The sequence below is a fragment of the Mesorhizobium sp. M0152 genome, assembly GCF_040322415.1.
Classification (GTDB): Bacteria; Pseudomonadota; Alphaproteobacteria; order Rhizobiales; family Rhizobiaceae; genus Mesorhizobium.
On record NZ_JAMYTH010000003.1, the window covers coordinates 56,053 to 72,719 of the forward strand.

At 62.8% G+C, this 16,667-nt stretch carries 14 protein-coding genes; 6 read left to right on the forward strand and 8 right to left on the reverse strand.

Annotated features, from left to right (window positions below; translation table 11 throughout):
* Positions 1-104 precede the first annotated feature (104 nt).
* Entirely contained in the window at positions 105-1,196 is a 1,092-nt protein-coding gene (locus NKJ26_RS04225) for an LLM class flavin-dependent oxidoreductase (protein WP_352693945.1), read from the reverse strand.
* Positions 1,197-1,318: 122 nt separating this feature from the next.
* Here NKJ26_RS04225 and NKJ26_RS04230 point away from each other — a divergent pair, with 122 nt between their 5' ends.
* From NKJ26_RS04230 to NKJ26_RS04245, 4 genes are all read left to right on the forward strand, one after another.
* A complete protein-coding gene (locus tag NKJ26_RS04230; RefSeq protein ID WP_352693947.1) occupies positions 1,319-2,095 on the forward strand; it encodes an HpcH/HpaI aldolase family protein in 777 nt (258 codons plus the stop codon).
* A gap of 433 nt (positions 2,096-2,528) precedes the next feature.
* Positions 2,529-3,326: an ABC transporter substrate-binding protein gene (locus tag NKJ26_RS04235; protein ID WP_352693949.1), complete on the forward strand. Its 798-nt coding sequence runs from the start codon at positions 2,529-2,531 to the stop codon at positions 3,324-3,326.
* A 152-nt stretch (positions 3,327-3,478) separates the two neighbouring features.
* Complete coding sequence (locus tag NKJ26_RS04240) at positions 3,479-4,153, forward strand: amino acid ABC transporter permease (protein ID WP_027026703.1); 675 nt, start codon at positions 3,479-3,481, stop codon at positions 4,151-4,153.
* A 41-nt stretch (positions 4,154-4,194) separates the two neighbouring features.
* Entirely contained in the window at positions 4,195-5,463 is a 1,269-nt protein-coding gene (locus NKJ26_RS04245) for a cysteine desulfurase-like protein (protein ID WP_352693951.1), read from the forward strand.
* Positions 5,464-5,771: 308 nt separating this feature from the next.
* Here the strand turns inward: NKJ26_RS04245 and NKJ26_RS04250 are convergent, their stop codons facing one another.
* The 5 genes from NKJ26_RS04250 to NKJ26_RS04270 are packed head-to-tail and all read right to left on the reverse strand — an operon-like array spanning position 5,772 to position 11,012.
* The gene (locus tag NKJ26_RS04250; protein ID WP_352693953.1) at positions 5,772-6,602 is read right to left on the reverse strand and encodes a dipeptide ABC transporter ATP-binding protein; all 831 of its coding nucleotides are present in this window, start codon (positions 6,600-6,602) and stop codon (positions 5,772-5,774) included.
* The gene (locus NKJ26_RS04255) at positions 6,599-7,450 is read right to left on the reverse strand and encodes an ABC transporter ATP-binding protein (RefSeq protein WP_081689369.1); all 852 of its coding nucleotides are present in this window, start codon (positions 7,448-7,450) and stop codon (positions 6,599-6,601) included. Before NKJ26_RS04255 ends, NKJ26_RS04250 begins: the two co-directional genes overlap by 4 nt.
* Entirely contained in the window at positions 7,450-8,334 is an 885-nt protein-coding gene (locus tag NKJ26_RS04260) for an ABC transporter permease subunit (RefSeq protein ID WP_050577940.1), read from the reverse strand. The genes NKJ26_RS04255 and NKJ26_RS04260 overlap by 1 nt, the downstream gene beginning before the upstream one ends.
* Positions 8,335-8,360: 26 nt before the next feature.
* Entirely contained in the window at positions 8,361-9,368 is a 1,008-nt protein-coding gene (locus NKJ26_RS04265; RefSeq protein ID WP_027023664.1) for an ABC transporter permease subunit, read from the reverse strand.
* A gap of 45 nt (positions 9,369-9,413) precedes the next feature.
* Entirely contained in the window at positions 9,414-11,012 is a 1,599-nt protein-coding gene (locus NKJ26_RS04270) for an ABC transporter substrate-binding protein (protein WP_352607432.1), read from the reverse strand.
* A 447-nt stretch (positions 11,013-11,459) separates the two neighbouring features.
* On the opposite strand from NKJ26_RS04270, the gene NKJ26_RS04275 reads away from it, so the two are divergent.
* Together NKJ26_RS04275 and NKJ26_RS04280 are read left to right on the forward strand one after the other, a co-directional pair.
* Positions 11,460-13,490 (forward strand): long-chain fatty acid--CoA ligase, encoded by a 2,031-nt coding sequence (locus tag NKJ26_RS04275; RefSeq protein ID WP_352693956.1) that lies wholly within the window; start codon positions 11,460-11,462, stop codon positions 13,488-13,490.
* Positions 13,491-13,567: 77 nt separating this feature from the next.
* Positions 13,568-14,242, forward strand: a complete 675-nt coding sequence (locus NKJ26_RS04280; RefSeq protein ID WP_352607440.1) for a class I SAM-dependent methyltransferase — start codon at positions 13,568-13,570, stop codon at positions 14,240-14,242.
* Here NKJ26_RS04280 and NKJ26_RS04285 read toward each other — a convergent pair.
* Positions 14,226-14,948, reverse strand: coding sequence for an HAD family hydrolase (locus tag NKJ26_RS04285; protein ID WP_352693958.1), 723 nt, complete (start codon positions 14,946-14,948; stop codon positions 14,226-14,228). The genes NKJ26_RS04280 and NKJ26_RS04285 overlap by 17 nt on opposite strands.
* A 5-nt stretch (positions 14,949-14,953) precedes the next feature.
* Positions 14,954-16,597, reverse strand: coding sequence for a glucose-6-phosphate isomerase (gene pgi / locus NKJ26_RS04290; RefSeq protein WP_352693960.1), 1,644 nt, complete (start codon positions 16,595-16,597; stop codon positions 14,954-14,956).
* Between the last annotated feature and the right edge of the window lie 70 nt (positions 16,598-16,667).

Sequence of the window (16,667 nt, forward strand, 5' to 3'; positions counted from 1 at the left end):
TTGGGGCTTCGGCCAATCCCGAAATGTTTGTTATGGTTTGCCGAAACGAATGATGAAAGCTTGGCTGACAACAGACCAACCGATCAAGTCGCTTTGTACCACTACTATTCGCGAAGGCCTGCTCGCCTCAGCAGCGGCAGTACATGGTCGCAGAAATAGGGCAGCTCCTGCGTGTAGTTGACGAACGACAGCGCGATGCCCTGGTAGCCGTGCCCGGCAATGGCGGCCATGTCGGCGGCAATCGTTTCGGGCGTTCCAATCAGCGGGAAGGTGCCGGCGCCGCCGGCGAAACGCTGCCGGTAGCGGTCATAGGCATGCGGGTCATGCGATTGCGAGAATTCCTTCTTGCCGGCCATATGAGCATCGACGGCATCGTGGTCGGCCATGTCGACGGCATAGCTGACATAATAGGCCTGCGCCTCTTCCATGGTTGGACGGCAGACGACATGCGCCACAGTGTAGACGCCGACATCGCGACCCGCCTTGTCGGCCCGCTCGCTGATATCGGCGACATGCTTGCCGGCATCGCTCATTTCGGAAAAGGTCGTGAACAGATAATCGCATCTGGCGGCGGCGAAATCGCGGCCCGGACCGCCGAAAGCCGCGTTCATCGTCACCGGCCGTGGCACCTGAAGACTGGCCGGCCGGCTGACGGCTTCCTTGAGCCGATAATAGGTGCCTTCATAATCCAGCGGCTCGGCCGAAGCATACAGCTTTTCGAGGATTTCGATCCATTCGGCCGCCTGGTCGTAACCCTTCTCGACCAGCGGCGTGCCGAACATGCCGAATTCCTTCGGGTTCCAGCCGCAGACGATGTTGAGGCCGGCGCGGCCCTGGCTGATGTGGTCGACCGTCGCCAGCGCCTTTGCGGCATAAAGCGGATGCACGAGCGGCACATGCACGGTCATGAACAGCCCGATCCGGTCGGTAGCAACACTGAGGGCGGCCGCCCAGGTGAAGGTTTCGAACGACCATTCGCGCACCTTGTTGCGGCCGCCAAAGCCGCGCCAGCGGGCGATCGGCAGCAGGAACTCCAGCCCGGCACGGTCGGCGATCCGCGCCGCCGTCAGATTGTCCTGCCAGCTTGCCGTCCAGCGCTCCGGCACGTCGGTGATGGCCAGCCCGCCATCGGCATTGGTCGAAAAGACGCCAAGTTTCAATCTGTTCGGGCCGTGCAGGGGATGTGGTTTGTTCATATCTGGAACTCGCGGCGGGAGACCACACGCTAGGCTCGCGCGAAAATATTTCAAGCCTGAAATAGCTTCGCCTGAGCGGCGTTTGCGGATAAGGATTTGGGCCGGATAAGAAGGGGATGGCTATGAGCGAATTCCGCCAGAAATGCATCGGCAAGACCAACCTCGTCGGTTCCTTTGCCGCCATTCCCCATCCCGTCGCCGTCGAAGTGATGGCGCAGTCCGGCCTCGATTTCCTCTGTATCGATTGGGAGCATGCCCAGATCTCGCGCGACATGATCGAGACGATGGTGAGGGCGGCCGACGTCCATCGCGTGCCGGCCCTGGTGCGCGTTCCCGGCCATGCGCCGGAAGCCATCCAGGCGGCGCTGGACAGCGGCGCGCAAGGCGTGCTGATCCCGCGCGTATCCACCGCTGCCCAGGCCGCCATGGCCGTCAGGGCCTCGCGCTATCCACCTTGGGGCGAGCGCGGCGTCGGACCTGGCCGGGCCGCCGGCTATGGCTACCGCATTCCCGAATATCTTGCCGGCGCCAATGACAGGATTGTCGTCGCGGTGCAGGTCGAGACCGCCGAGGGGCTGGCCAGCATCGAAGCGATCGCGGCGGTGGACGGCGTCGACGTGATCTTCGTCGGCCCCGGCGATCTCTCGGTTTCGATCGATGCAATCGGACCGAAGGGCGCCGACAAACTTGCCGATGCGATCCAAGGGATTATCGGCGTCGCGGTTGCACGAGGCAAAACCGCCGGCATTTTCTGTGCAACGCCGCTGGACGTCGCCCGTTGGGCGGCTATCGGCGCCAGCTTCTTCGTGCTGTCCAGCGATACGATGTTTCTCGGCGCGGGCGCGGCTGCCGGCAAAGCCTCGGCGAGCGCCGAATTGGCGGAAGACATGCGCCGCTGACCCGCTTGAAATGCGTCGCGACAACAAAGCGACGCGAATTTTTAAGCTTAAAACTTTTATCTTGAAAACCACCGCGCTTTGGATAAGCATTCCAGCATAGAAGGCTACCGCCCTGCCGGACGGGCTTGCCCGCCAGTCCGTCGCAGTGCTGGGGTGAGGAGATCTGAGTCCTTGTTGTTTGTGCTGCCCCGGTCATCGTCCAGCGCGCTTCACGCGTGCGGCGGTGTGCGCACTCAAATCCGTGATCTGCATACAGACAATATCGCCAACCCTGCCGTGCGGGCACGTGAACTCGGCGATGTAATAGCGACCGTGCCCGATCGCACGGTCGCTGCCATGAATTGACGTTGCGCTGGGAGGCGGGGCGGCAAGAAAGCGTGCGGGGCTAGCCCCGCCCGATCGACACCAGAGGGAACACCCCAGAGGGAACAAAATGAGCCTGACCCGTCGCAATCTCATCCTGCTCGCCGCCGCCATCGGCATCGCCGCCGGCCCTGCGAGTGCCTATGCCGCCGATGTACTGAATGTCGGCGCCTACCCGACCAATCCGCCCTTCGAGTACAAGAACGAGGGCGGCACCTTCGAGGGTTTCGAAGTCGATATCGTCAACGAAGCGGCAAAGCGCGTCGGCATGACCACCGACATTGCCGACCTCGGCTTCCAGGCGCTGTTCGCGGCCACCACGTCGAAGCGCATCGATGTCGCCATCTCCTCGATCACCATCACGGCGGAACGGTTGAAGTCGCAATCCTTCACGCAGCCCTATTATGATTCCGACATGGGCATCGCCACCAAGACAGACAGCCCGATCAACGCCGAGGCCGATCTCAAGGGCAAGATCGTCGGCGTGCTGTCCGGCTCGACCGGCGAGACCTGGGTCAAGGCGCATCAGGACGCCGACGGGTTCAGCGACGTGAAGGGCTACGACACGCAGCAGAACCTTTTGCTCGACCTCAGCGCCGGCCGCATCGATGCGGCTGTCAGCGACATTCCAGGCATGCAGTATTCCTTCACCAAGATGAAGGACCTGACGGTCAAGCAGCGCATCAAGACCGGCGAACAGTACAGCCTGATGCTGACCAAGGACCACCCGCTGCTCGGCAAGCTCAACGACGCGCTGACCGCGATGAAGAAGGACGGCACGCTGGCCACCATTCACAAGAAGTGGTTCGGCAGCGATGCCCCGGCCGATTCCTCGACCGTCAAGGAAATGCCGCTGCCGAAGGCCTGAGCGGCAACGCACTGAAATCGTGCCGGCTTTGCAGGCCGGCACGATTCATTTCGCGCGCTGGCGCCGGCTGCCGCGCAGGCCGTCTCGCCGCCGGCGAGGTCGATTGGTTTTAACTTTGAGCACCCTTTGCTCTGGGGTTCGGGAACGCTCCCATGTCGCTGCTGGACACCTTCTTCAACCCCGATGTCATCATGTCCAGCCTGCCGGCGCTGCTGCGCGGTTTCCTGAACACGCTGCTGCTCGGACTGCTCAGCATCGGCATCGGCATCCCCATCGGCCTGGTGATCAGCCTGCTGCGGCTTTATGCAACGAAGCCGCTGCGGTGGCTTGCGGTCGGCTACACCGATATCTTCCGCGCCCTGCCGGTGCTGGTCGTGCTGATCCTGATCTATTATGCGCTGCCCTTCCTCGGCATACGCCTTTCGTCCTGGGCCTCGGCGGTGACCGCGTTCGCCATCATCATGTCGGCCTATTCGGCCGAAGTGTTCCGCTCCGGCATCGAGAGCATTCCGCGCGGCCAGTTCGAGGCGTCGCAGGCGCTCGGCCTGCCGTTCCTGCTGACCTTGCGCAAGGTGGTGCTGCCGCAGGCGGTCCGCGTGGTCATTCCGCCGATGACCAGCAATTGCGTGTCGATGTTCAAGGATACGTCGCTCGCCTCGACCGTGGCGCTGCCGGAACTCCTGAAGGAAGCGACCAACGCGCAGTCGCTCTACGCCAACCCCTCGCCGCTGATCGGCGCCGCACTCGTCTATCTCATCTTTCTCTGGCCGATGGTCCGCCTCGTCAGCCTGCTTGAACGCCGCTTCAAGACCGAGAAGACGCGCTGATCATCCAACCATCTGCAAAAACACTTCGCAGGAGACGACCCTTGAGCAATTCCCAGGCCACCGCCCCAGGCGGCTTCCCCGTCGACGCCATCCGCGCCATGTTCCCCGCGTTGCAGCGGGCCGGCGATTTCATCTTCCTGGACAACGCCGCCGGCGCGCAGATTCCGCAAAGCGTGCTCGATGCGGTGACCAACCATTTGGTTTCGCACAATGTGCAACGCGGCGGCCGCTATGGCCGCAGCGTCACCGTCGACCAGTCGGTCGCCGACGCCCGCGAGAGCGTGGCGCTGCTGATCAACGCGTACAGTCCGTCCGAAATTTGCTTCGGCATGAACGCCACCTCGTTCATCCGCCTAGTCAGCCTCGGCATCGGCCAGATGCTCGGGGAGCGCTACGAGATCGTCATCACCGACATGGACCACGACGCCAACATCGCGACATGGCTGGCGCTGGAGTCCGCCGGCGCCAAGCTTCGGTGGTGGCGCATGCGCGAGGACGGCAATCTGCATGTCGACGATCTACGCCCGCTTGTTTCCGATCGTACCCGTCTCGTCGCCTGCACGGTGACGGCGCATTCTATCGGCTCGATCGTGGACGTCGCCTCGGTGGCGGGGATCGCGCATGCCGCCGGCGCCGAAGTCTTCCTCGACTGCGTGCATTACGGGCCGCACGGGCTGATCGACGTGCAGGCCTGGGGCTGCGATTATCTCGTCTGTTCCGGCTACAAGAATTTCTCGCCGCATATGGGTTTCCTGTGGGGCCGCTTCGAAACGCTGAAGCGGCTGCCGACCTTCCGCGAGGATTTCATCCCCGACGAGCCGCCCTACAAGGTCGAGGCTGGTACCTTCATCTACGAGAACGTGTCGGGCATGGATGCGGCCGTACGGTATCTGGAACTGATCGGCCGCAACCTTGCGCCCTCCAACAACCGCTCGCGGCGCGACAACATCGTCGCCGGCATGGGCGCGATCCGCGATTACGAGCTGCTGCTGGCGCGCGAGATGCTGGCCGTGCTGAAGAGCTGTGGCGCGACAATTTACGGCGTCGCCGATGAGGCCCGCATCAACGAGCGCGTGCCGACTTTCTGTTTCAACATCGGCAAATTGTCGCCGCAGCGGGTCGTCGAGGAGATGGCAAACATGCAGATCGGCATCCGCGACGGCCACATGTACGCGCCCCGGCTGATGAAGCGCCTCAATTTGTCCATGGACAGCGGCGCCATTCGCGCCTCGCTGGTCCACTACAACACGGTCGATGAAGTGCGCCGCTTCGGCGAGGCGCTGCAGGCTGTTATCGCGAAGCTGTCTTGAGCCATTTGGCTAGGGATGTATTGAGATTCAGGTAAAGCCGATTCCAAGGCAATTGGTGAAACGCATCAATGCCGAAGTGAGCGCTGCCCCTCATTGCCCTGCCGGGCATTTCTCCCCGTATAGAGACGGGGAGAAATGGGCTGCCGCAATCTCGGCGCCATTCCTGCAACGCTGGAGATTGGCGAAACCAGCGATGAGAGCGTCCCTCTCCCCGTCGCTATACGGGGAGAGGATGCCGGCAGGCAGGTGAGGGGCGGCGCAAACATCGGCAGGATGACTGCCTCACCCCAATATCGATATACCCGACCTCACGCAGCCTTCTTCTTCGCCAACCTCGCCTTGATGCTCGCCACGTCGGCACGCGGCGTCGCTGCGAACAGCGTCCTGGTGTAGCCGTGCTTGGGGTCTGAAAAGACCTCCTCGCGCGAGCCGTATTCGACCGCCTCGCCGAAATACATCACCATGACGTCGTCGGCGATGTAGCGCACCACCGACAGATCGTGGCTGATGAAGACATAGGTCAGCTGGAACTCGTCCTGCAGGTCGGCAAGCAGGTTGAGCACCTGCGCCTGCACCGAAAGATCGAGTGCCGAGACCGGCTCGTCCAGCACCAGCAGACTCGGATTCAGCATCAGCGCGCGGGCGATGGCGATACGCTGGCGCTGGCCGCCCGAGAACATATGCGGATAGCGGTTGTAATGCTCGTGGCCGAGGCCGACCTTCTTCAGCATCTTCATTGCCAGGTCGCGACGTTCCTCGGCCGGCTTGCCGGTGTTGATGAGCAGCGGTTCGCCCAGAACGTCACCGATCTGCTGGCGCGGATTAAGCGACCCGTAGGGGTTCTGGAAGACGATCTGCACCTTGCGGCGCATTTCCTTGGTCAATCCATTCCTGGCGATGTCGACCTTGTTGCCGTCGATGAACAGCTCTCCCGACGTCGCCGGATCGATCAGCGTGATGATGCGGGCGAGCGTGGACTTGCCGCAGCCGCTTTCGCCGACGATTGCGAGCGTCTTGCCCTTGTCGACGCTGAAGGAGACGCCCTTGACCGCGTGCACCGTGCGCTGGCCACGGAACAGGCTGCCGCCGATATGGTAGTCGCGCACGATGTTCTTGCCTTCGACGACCGTGGTGCTCATGCGGAGGCTCCCGAGGGCGCCGGCTCGAAGAGCATGTCGGATACGGTCGGCAACCGGTCGCCGACGGCGTTTTCCGGCAGCGCCGACAGGAGCGCGCGCGTATAATTGCTCTTCGGGCTCTCGAATAGCGACAACACGTCGGCCTCTTCCATCTTGCGGCCCTTGTATTGGACGATGACGCGATCGGCGGTTTCGGCCACCACGCCCATATTGTGCGTGATCATGATCAGGCCCATGCCGTATTTGGCCTGCAACGAAACCAGCAGGTCGAGGATTTGTTTCTGGATGGTGACATCGAGGGCCGTCGTCGGTTCGTCGGCGATCAACAGCTTCGGATTGCAGGCGATGGCGATGGCGATCATGATGCGCTGGCACTGGCCACCCGACATCTGATGCGGGAACGAGTTCAGGCGTTCTTCCGGGTCGGCGATGCCGACCAGCTTCATCAGTTCGACGGCGCGGGCACGGCGCTGGGCACGATCCATGCCCATATGGAAGCGCAGCACCTCCTCGATCTGGAAGCCGACGGTGAAGCACGGGTTGAGGCTGGCGATCGGCTCCTGGAAGATCATCGAGATGTCCTTGCCGACGATCCTGCGGCGTTCGGCCGGGCTCATCTTCAGGAGATCGCGGCCGTTGAAGCTCATGCGGTCGGCGGTCACCGTGGCCGTCCACGGCAGCAATCCCATCACCGCCAGCATCGAGACCGACTTGCCGGAGCCGGATTCACCGACAATGGCCAGCACTTCGCGCTCGTCGACATGAAGCGAGACGCCGTCGACCGCCCGGAACGGACCCGACGCTGTCTGGAACTCGACGACGAGGTTCTGGATATCGAGCAGAGCCATCACGATCTCCTGAGCTTCGGATCGAGCGCGTCGCGCAGACCGTCGCCGACCAGATTGATCGCGAGCACCGTGATGAGGATGGCGAGGCCGGGGAAGGTCACCACCCACCAGGCGCGCAGGATGAATTCGCGTGCCGAAGCGAGCATCGTGCCCCATTCGGGCGTCGGCGGCTGGGCACCGAGGCCGAGGAAGCCAAGGGCGGCCGCCTCGAGGATGGCGTTGGAGAATGACAGCGTGCCCTGGACGATCAGCGGCGCCAGGCAGTTGGGCAGGATGGTGGCAAGCATCAGCCTGATATGACCGGCGCCAGCCACCTTGGCGGCCACGACATATTCGCGGCTCTTCTCGGCCATCACCGCGGCGCGCACCAGGCGTGCGAAATGCGGCTGCAGCACCAGCGAGATCGCCAGCATCGCGTTGAACAGGCCAGGCCCGAGGATGGTGACCAGCACCAGCGCCAGGAGCAGCGAGGGGAAGGCCAGGATCAAATCCATGAAGCGCATGATCACGACGTCGACCCAGCCGCGGAAATAACCCGCCAGCAAGCCGAGCGTGATGCCGCCGAACAGCGACAGGGAGACCACCACGGCGCCGATCAGCAGCGAGAAGCGCGCGCCATAGAGCAGGCGCGAGAGCATGTCGCGGCCGACGGCATCGGTGCCGAGCAGGAATTCGGTGCTGCCGCCTGCCTGCCAGGCCGGAGGCCTCAAAAACGCGGTCTTGTCTTGTATGTCCGGTGCGTAGGGTGCCAGCAGCGGCGCAAACAGCGCCGCCAGCACCAGCAGGATGAAGACGAACAGGCCGATGACGGCGCCGTGATTGACCGAGAAATAATGCCAGAAGGTCCTGAATCCAGTCAGACGGTCAGGACTGCCTGCGGCCATCGGGGCGATTTCGGTCGACTGGCTCATCACGCCGCCCGTATGCGCGGGTTGATGACGGCATAGAGCACGTCGACGATGAGGTTCACGGCCATGACGATGAGAGCGATCAAAAGCAAGCCTGACTGCACGACGACATAATCGCGCTTGAAGATGGAATCGACCATCCACTTGCCGATACCCGGCCAGGCGAAGATGGTTTCGGTGAGGATGGCGCCCGCAAGCAGTGTGCCGACCTGCAAACCAATGGTGGTGACGACCGGGATCAACGCGTTGCGCAAGGCATGCACGCCGATGACACGCGCGGAAGAAAGGCCCTTGGCACGCGCGGTGCGGACATAATCCTCACCCAGCACTTCGAGCATCGCCGACCGGGTCTGGCGCGCGATCACCGCCAGCGGAATGGTGCCGAGCACGATTGCCGGCAGGACCAGGTGGCTGAGCGCCGAGCGGAAGGCATCCCACTTGCCGTAGAGCAGGCTGTCGATGGTCATGAAGCCGGTGATCGGCTTCAAGAAGAACTGCAAGGCGATGCGGCCGGACACCGGGGTCCAGCCGAGATAGCCGGAAAAGAAGATGATCAACAGCAGGCCCCACCAGAAGATGGGCATGGAATAGCCGACCAGCGCTGTCCCCATCAGCGACTGGTCGAACCACGAGCCGCGCTTCACGGCGGCGACGATGCCGGCCGGAATGCCGAGCACCATGGCGAAGACCATGGCGAAGAACGACAGTTCGATCGTTGCCGGAAAAAGGGTCTTGAACTCTTCGAGCACCGGGCGCTTGGACGAGATGGAGACGCCGAAATCGCCAGTGGCGACCTCGCCGACATAGCGCGCATATTGCTGCCAGATCGGCAGGTTATAGCCGAATTGTTCCTTGAGCTCCTCGTAGCGGGCAGGCGCGACGCCGTGCTCGCCGGCCATGGCAAGGATGGGATCGCCGGGCAGCAGCCGGACGAAAGCGAAGGCACAGATGGTGATGCCGACCAGCGTCGGGATGACCAATGCGATTTTGTTGAGCAGGTATCTGAGCATCTTAAAAAGGGGGCGGCGCTTGATTGCGCCGCCCGCCTAACAGTTCTATTCGGCCTTGTCGACGCCGTCGAAGCGATGAATGCCGAGCGGGTCCATCATGAAACCGCTGACATTCTTGCGAACGACCGCGTAAACCTGGCTGTGCGCCAAGAGGAAGGCCGGAGCCTGCTTCTGGAACACGACCTGCGCCTGCTCGTAGAGCTTGGTGCGCTCGGCCTGGTCGCTGGTCTTCTTGGCCTTCTGGATCAGATCCTCGAAGTCCTTGTCGCACCAGCTCGAGTAGTTCGAGACGCCAATGGCGGAGCAGGCGAACAAGGTGGCGAAGAAATTGTCCGGATCGCCATTGTCGCCGGTCCAGCCGATCTGGAACGCACCCGGACGGTCCTTCTTCTTGCCTTCCTCGCGATACTTCGTCCATTCGTAGTTGACGATATTCGCCTTGACACCGACTTTGGCCCAGTCCGCCTGGATCAGTTCGGCGGCACGCTGGAAGTTCGGGTTGTACGGACGAACGCGATCGGCGGCCCAGAGCTGGATCTCCTTCAGACCGGCATCGGCCAGCACCTTCTTGGCTGCTTCCGGATTGTAGGCGTCAGTCTTCACGTCCTTGTTCCACGACCACATGGTCGGCGGGATCAGGTTTTCGGCCGGCGTGGCGCCAGCGTCCTGGAACAGCGACTTGATCAGCGATTCCCGGTCGATCGCCTGGTTGAGCGCGTGGCGAACCTCAGGCTTGTCGAGCGGCGGGATGGTGGTGTTGTAGCTCATATAGCCGATGTTCAGTCCGGCCTGATCCATCAGATTCACGTCCTGATTGGCCTTGATCGTGCCGATGTCTGCCGGATTCGGATAGGGCGCGATGTCGCATTCGCCGGCGAGCACTTTCTGGATACGGGCCGTTGCGTCAGGCGTGATGGCGAAGACGAGATCGTCGATCTTCTCCTTGCCCTTGAAATAATCCGGGTTCGCCGCATAGCGGATGACCGAATCCAGCTGGTAGTCGACGAACTGGAACGGGCCGGTGCCGACCGGCTTGGTGGAGAAATCGGCCATCTTGCCGGACTTCTCCAGCTGGTCGGCATATTCCTTCGACACGATCGAGGCGAAGTCCATACCGAGATTGGCCAGCATCGGCGCGTTCGGCTCGGTCAGGGTGAGCTTGACGGTCAGGTCGTCGACCTTCTCCCACTTGGCGACGTATTTCGGCATGTCCATGCCGGTGTAGTAGTCCCAGGTGAGGTTCGGCAGGTACTTTTCGCCGTTCCACGGATTGGCCTTGTTGAACTGACGATCGAAGGAGAAGACGACGTCGTCGGCATTGAAGTCGCGGGTCGGCTTGAAATAGTCGGTGGTCTGGAACTTCACGCCCGGATGCAGATGGAAAGTATAGACCAGGCCGTCGTCCGAGATATCCCACTTGTCGGCGAGACCGGGTTCGATCTCGGTGCCGCCATGCTTGAACTCGACCAGGCGCGAATAGACGGTGCGCGACGAGGCGTCGAAGTCGTTGCCGCCAGTCGTCGTACCGGGATCGAAGTTGGCCGGCGATGCTTCCGAGCAATAGACCAGCGTCTTTGCGTTGGCCACGCCTCCAAGGACGCTTGCAGCCAGCAACGCGGCTGCAAAAGTCAGTTTCCTTTTCATTGAGCACTCCCTGATGTTCTTCCAAGCCCCTCTAGCAGGCTCGCGAAGCGCGCATATAAGCACCGTTTTTCCGGCTTTGGAACACCCAGTTTGCCTACCCCACCGTAAGCAGGAAATGAATCCGCAATGTTGCCCAATTGGAGAAAAAATTAGCAGTTTTTTCCATTCACGATATTGTTAACGACCGCATTTTTTTATTGATCGGCGATATCGCGCAATCGGCATTGCGCTGGCTTCCGGCCAGCCGTGCACGCCGGAACATTCCGCACTGGGCCGCTGGCGATGGAAGGATTTTTCGGCGGCAAATCTTTCCGGTCTTGCCGCAAGGGCAGACTTGCACGGCCGCCGATAGACGCAATACATAGATGGACTGCGGCAGCGGAGGACGTCTCTCTCATCAGAGACGATCGCGGCGAAGACCAACAAGAACGGCCAAGGGAGGGATGGGTGGCAAGGACATCGAAGACACCGGCACCGAGGGCAACGGCACCGAAGGCACTGGCAAAGGCGTCGACCAAGGCGGCATCGAAACCGGCCGCGCGTCCCGGCAAGCCGGCGACCGCCAAGGCCAGCATTGCGAAGACGGCGCGGGAGCCGGCCAAGAAAGCCCAACCAGCAAAGGCCGCAGCCAAGGCCACGGCCAAACCATCGACAAAAGCCGTTCCGGGAAAAACTTCGCCGATTAAAGCCGGATCCAACAAGGCCGGAGCGGCGAAGTCATCGTCCGCGGCCAAATCAGCACCCGCCTCGAAGCCGCCCACGGCCGCCCAGCGACTGCCCAAGGCGCTCACCGAGCTGGCCGCCGGCCTGCCGCAGAAACCGTGGCTGAAAAGCTATCCGAAGAACATGCCGGCCGAGATCGGCGCGCTCCCCTATAGCTGCATCGGCGATTTCCTTGTCGCCGCCTGCAAGCAGTTCGCCGGCCGGCCAGCTTTCACCTGCATGGGCAAGTCCATTACCTATGCCGAGCTCGAGCGGCTTTCGGCGGCATTCGCAGCCTATCTGCAATCGATCGGACTGCAGCAGGGCGCGCGCGTGGCCCTGATGATGCCCAATGTGCTGCAATACCCGGTGGCGATGATGGCGGTGGCCCGCGCCGGCTACACGGTGGTGAACGTCAATCCGCTCTATACGCCGCGCGAACTGGAACATCAGCTCAAGGATTCCGGGGCGCAGGCCATCGTCATCCTCGAGAACTTCGCCAGCACCTTGCAGGCGGTGATCGGCAGGACATCGATCAAGCATGTCGTGGTCGCGGCCATGGGCGACATGCTTGGCGGCCTGAAAGGCACGATCGTCAACCTGGTCGTGCGCCGCGTCAAGAAAATGGTGCCGGCCTGGTCATTGCCGGGCTATGTCCAGTTCAACACGGCTCTGAAGGCTGGCCGCGGCATGAACTTCAGGCCCGCCAAGGTGGCGGCCGACGATGTCGCCTTCCTGCAATATACCGGCGGCACCACTGGCGTATCGAAAGGCGCGACGCTGCTGCACAGCAATGTGCTGGCCAATGTCGCGCAGAATTCGCTGTGGGTCGAAGATGCCTATACGATCAAGCCCAAGCCGGCGCATCTCAACCTCATCTGCGCGCTGCCGCTCTACCATATCTTCGCGCTGACGGTGAATGCACTGATGGGCATGCAAATGGGCGGCCAGAACATACTGATCCCCAATCCGCGCGACATTCCCGGCTTCGTCAAGGAGATGGGAAAATATCCGATCCATATCTTTCCTGGCCTCAACACGCTTTTCAACGCGCTGCTCAACAACGAGGATTTCCGCAAGCTGGACTTCAAGCCGCTTGTGCTGACGCTGGGCGGCGGCATGGCGGTGCAGAAGGGCGTGGCCGAGCGCTGGAAGGCGCTTACCGGGTGTCCCGTCAGCGAAGGCTATGGCCTTTCGGAAACCTCTCCGGTGGCGACGGCCAACAAGTTCAGCTCCGGCGACTTCACCGGTACCATCGGCCTGCCGCTGCCCTCGACCGAAATCGCCATCCGCGACGATGACGGCAACAATTTGCCGCTCGGCGAGGTCGGCGAGATCTGCATCAGGGGTCCGCAGGTGATGGCCGGCTACTGGAACCGGCCGGACGAGACCGCCAAGGTGATGACCGAGGACGGCTTCTTCAAGTCGGGCGACATGGGCTTCATGGACGAGCGCGGCTACACCAAGATAGTCGATCGCAAGAAGGACATGATCCTGGTCTCCGGCTTCAACGTCTATCCGACGGAGCTCGAGGAAGTGGTGGCATCGCATCCAGGCGTGCTCGAAGTGGCGGCGATCGGCGTGCCGGACGAGCATTCCGGCGAGGTACCGAAACTGTTCATCGTCAAGAAGGATCCGGCCCTGACCGCGGAAACGATCACCGCCTACTGCCGCGAGAACCTGACCGGCTACAAGCGGCCCAAATACATCGAATTCAGGACCGAATTGCCGAAGACGCCGGTCGGCAAGATCCTGCGGCGGGCACTGCGCCAATAGTGGGTGATGAACCTGCCTGCGACGATGGGCCGGACCGGCGCTGGCATCTCGACCCGGCGCAATTCATCAAGGCGAACATGCGCCTTGTCCCGGTGCCTTCGCTTCCCGAAATCCGGCTCTACACCGCCCATCCGGGCAGCAGGCTGAGGCGCCTCGTCGGCCCTCATGACGAAGACGATGCGGACGAGGACGCGCCGGACCCGCAGCCGCCCTACTGGGCCTATGCATGGGCCGGCGGCGCCGTGCTCGCGCGCCACATCCTCGACCACCCGACGACCGTGGCAGGCCGCCGCGTGCTCGACCTCGGCGCCGGCTCGGGCCTTGTCGGCATCGCCGCCGCCAGGGCCGGGGCGCGCGAGGTGATCGCCGCCGAGATCGACCGCAACGGCGTCGCCGCGCTCGGCCTCAACGCGGCGGCCAACGGCGTCGCAATCCGCGCGATCGCAGACGATATCACCAGGGGTTCGCCACCCGTGGTCGACGTGGTGCTTGCCGGCGACGTGTTCTACGGGCAGGACGTCGCCCGGCGGATGGTCCCTTTCCTCGACCGCTGTCTCGCCGCCGGCATCGAGGTGCTGGTCGGCGATCCAGGCCGGGTCTACCTGCCGCGGTCGCGGCTGCGCCTGCTTGCCGAATACAAGGTGCCGGATTTCGGGGAGGCGAAAGACGCTGTGCCAAAGCCAAGCGGCGTCTTTCGTCTCGAAGCGCGAACCGACCCGGTTCTTGCCGGAGCGATCAAACCGTCTCCTTGACCCGTGCCGAAAGAAAGTCCGGCAGGTCGGCAACCGAATCCAGGATGACGTCGGCAATCTCGGCGAGGGATTCACGGGTGCCGGTGCCGGAGAGCACGCCCACGGCCAGGCCGCAGCCGCCGGCACGGGCCATTTCGAGATCATGGCGGTTGTCGCCGACCATGGCGATTTCCGACGGCTTTAGGCCGGTGAGATCGCAAAAGGCAAGGATCGTGTCGGGCGCGGGCTTGGGGTTGGCCACCGCGTCATAGCCATAGGCGGCATCGAACAATTGGGCGACGCCGAGCGTGACCAAGGTCTTTTCCGCGCCGCTGGTCGAATCATTGGTGGCGACACCAAGCCGGTAGGGTTTCCTATGCAGTGCCGCCAGCGTGTCGACGATCCCCGGCAGCGCCACCGCCATCGCCGACCCCTGCACGGAAGTGATCTCGTTGAAACGGGCGACGGCAAGCATCTGGTCCTCATCGGACAGCCGCGGGAACCACAATTCGACAACGTCGAGATTGGTGCCGGAGGCGAAGATGGAGTCGGGCTTGAAGCGCTTGTTGGCGAAATCGAAGCCGGCGGCCGCAAGCAGCCTGTCCGCCTTCCAGCGATCGCCCTCGGACGCGTCCATGGCCATGAAGTCGGCTACGCCAAGCCAGGTCGCGTTGAAGTCGACAAGCGTTCCGTCCTTGTCGAACAATATGCCCTTGATGTCTGCCAAACTTTTCACTCCGAACCACGCAATTGGTGGATGTATCCCACAAGGCCAGCCGTCGACGCGTCGCGCTTGGCGGCACTTTCCTTGCCTTCCACGACAGGCAAGAGCCCCGTCGCCAGTTCCTTGCCAAGTTCCACGCCCCACTGATCGAACGAGTTGATGTTGAACAGCGTTCCCTCGACGAAGACGCGGTGCTCGTAAAGCGCGACCAGCCGGCCGAAGGTGCGCGGGTCGAGCTTGCGGTAGAGAATGGTCACCGAGGGCCGGTTGCCGGAGAAGACGCGATGCGGGGCGATGCGATCGACATCGGCGGGCTTCATGCCCTTGGCCAGCATCTGCGCGCGTGCCTCTTCCAGCGTGCGGCCCTTCATCAGGGCTTCCGACTGTGCCAGGCAGTTGGCGAGCAGCAGATCGTGCTGATGCTTGAGGTCAGGCTCATGGCCGACGGCAGCGGCAAGGAACTCGACCGGGATGAAGTCGGTGCCCTGGTGCAGCAACTGGAAGAAGGCGTGCTGGCCGTTGGTGCCGGGCTCGCCCCAGACCAGCGGTCCGGTCGGCGTTGCCACCGCATTGCCTTCGAGCGTGACGCTCTTGCCGTTCGATTCCATATCGAGCTGCTGGAGATAGGCCGGCAGGCGGGACAGACGCTGATCGTAAGGGATGACCGCGCGCGCCGGATATTGGCAGATCACACGGTGCCACCAGCCGACCAGTCCCAACAGTGCGGGCAGGTTCTTCTGTAAGGGCGCGGTGCGAAAGTGCTCGTCCATCTCGTGCGCGCCATCGAGGAAGGCGTGGAAATTCCGCGGACCGACGGCGATCATCACCGGCAGGCCGATAGCGCCCCAGACCGAATAACGGCCGCCGACCCAGTCCCAGAAACCGAAGACGCGGTCCGCCGCGATGCCGAACTTCGCGACGAGGTCGAGCGCGGTCGAGACGGCGGCGAAATGCTTGCCGACCGCTTCCTTGCCGAGCGCGTCCTGCACCCATTTGCGTGCCGTCTGCGCATTGGTCATCGTCTCGACCGTGGTGAAGGTCTTGGAGGCGACGATGAAAAGCGTGGTCTCGGCGGAAAGGCCCTTGAGCGTGTCGTGGATGTGGGCGCCGTCGATGTTGGAGACATAGTGCGCGCGGGGCCCGTCATGATAGGGCGCCAGCGCCAGCGTCGCCATGGCCGGACCAAGATCGGAACCGCCGATGCCGATGTTGACGATGTCGGTGATTTTCTTGCCGGTGGCGCCGGTCGCCTTGCCGGACCGCACGGCATCGGCAAAGGCACCCATCGCGTCGAGCACGGAAATGACATCCGCCTTGACATCCTGGCCATCGACCGTGACACCCTCGCCGCTGAGATTGCGCAACGCCGTGTGCAGCACCGCGCGGTCCTCGGTTACGTTGATTTTCTTGCCGGCGAACATGGCGGCGCGGCGGCCTTCCAGATCGGCGGCCCCGGCCAGCTTTTCCAGCAGATCCATGGTCACGGTGTCGACGGCGCATTTCGACCAGTCGAGCAACAGGTCCCCATCCATGGCTGAGAATTTCTCGAACCGCTGTGGATCGGCGGCGAAAGCCTGGCGCATGTTGCCCGGGGCTCCGGCGCGATGGTCGCGCAAGGCGGCGAGCTGTTTCTGGAAGGCTGACTGATCCACTGGCGGGGAACTCCTGGCGTTTTCGACGCACCATATCAGACCGGATGTTTCCGGCGCGTGTCGTCGCGGC

What these genes read in the sequence shown, in the direction of transcription:
- NKJ26_RS04225 (WP_352693945.1), bottom strand. Translation starts at nt 1,196, where the DNA reads ATGAACAAACCACATCCCCTGCACGGCCCGAACAGATTGAAACTTGGC.
- NKJ26_RS04230 (WP_352693947.1), top strand. Translation starts at nt 1,319, where the DNA reads ATGAGCGAATTCCGCCAGAAATGCATCGGCAAGACCAACCTCGTCGGT.
- NKJ26_RS04235 (WP_352693949.1), top strand. Translation starts at nt 2,529, where the DNA reads ATGAGCCTGACCCGTCGCAATCTCATCCTGCTCGCCGCCGCCATCGGC.
- NKJ26_RS04240 (WP_027026703.1), top strand. Translation starts at nt 3,479, where the DNA reads ATGTCGCTGCTGGACACCTTCTTCAACCCCGATGTCATCATGTCCAGC.
- NKJ26_RS04250 (WP_352693953.1), bottom strand. Translation starts at nt 6,602, where the DNA reads ATGAGCACCACGGTCGTCGAAGGCAAGAACATCGTGCGCGACTACCAT.
- NKJ26_RS04255 (WP_081689369.1), bottom strand. Translation starts at nt 7,450, where the DNA reads ATGGCTCTGCTCGATATCCAGAACCTCGTCGTCGAGTTCCAGACAGCG.
- NKJ26_RS04260 (WP_050577940.1), bottom strand. Translation starts at nt 8,334, where the DNA reads ATGGCCGCAGGCAGTCCTGACCGTCTGACTGGATTCAGGACCTTCTGG.
- NKJ26_RS04265 (WP_027023664.1), bottom strand. Translation starts at nt 9,368, where the DNA reads ATGCTCAGATACCTGCTCAACAAAATCGCATTGGTCATCCCGACGCTG.
- NKJ26_RS04270 (WP_352607432.1), bottom strand. Translation starts at nt 11,012, where the DNA reads ATGAAAAGGAAACTGACTTTTGCAGCCGCGTTGCTGGCTGCAAGCGTC.
- NKJ26_RS04280 (WP_352607440.1), top strand. Translation starts at nt 13,568, where the DNA reads ATGCGCCTTGTCCCGGTGCCTTCGCTTCCCGAAATCCGGCTCTACACC.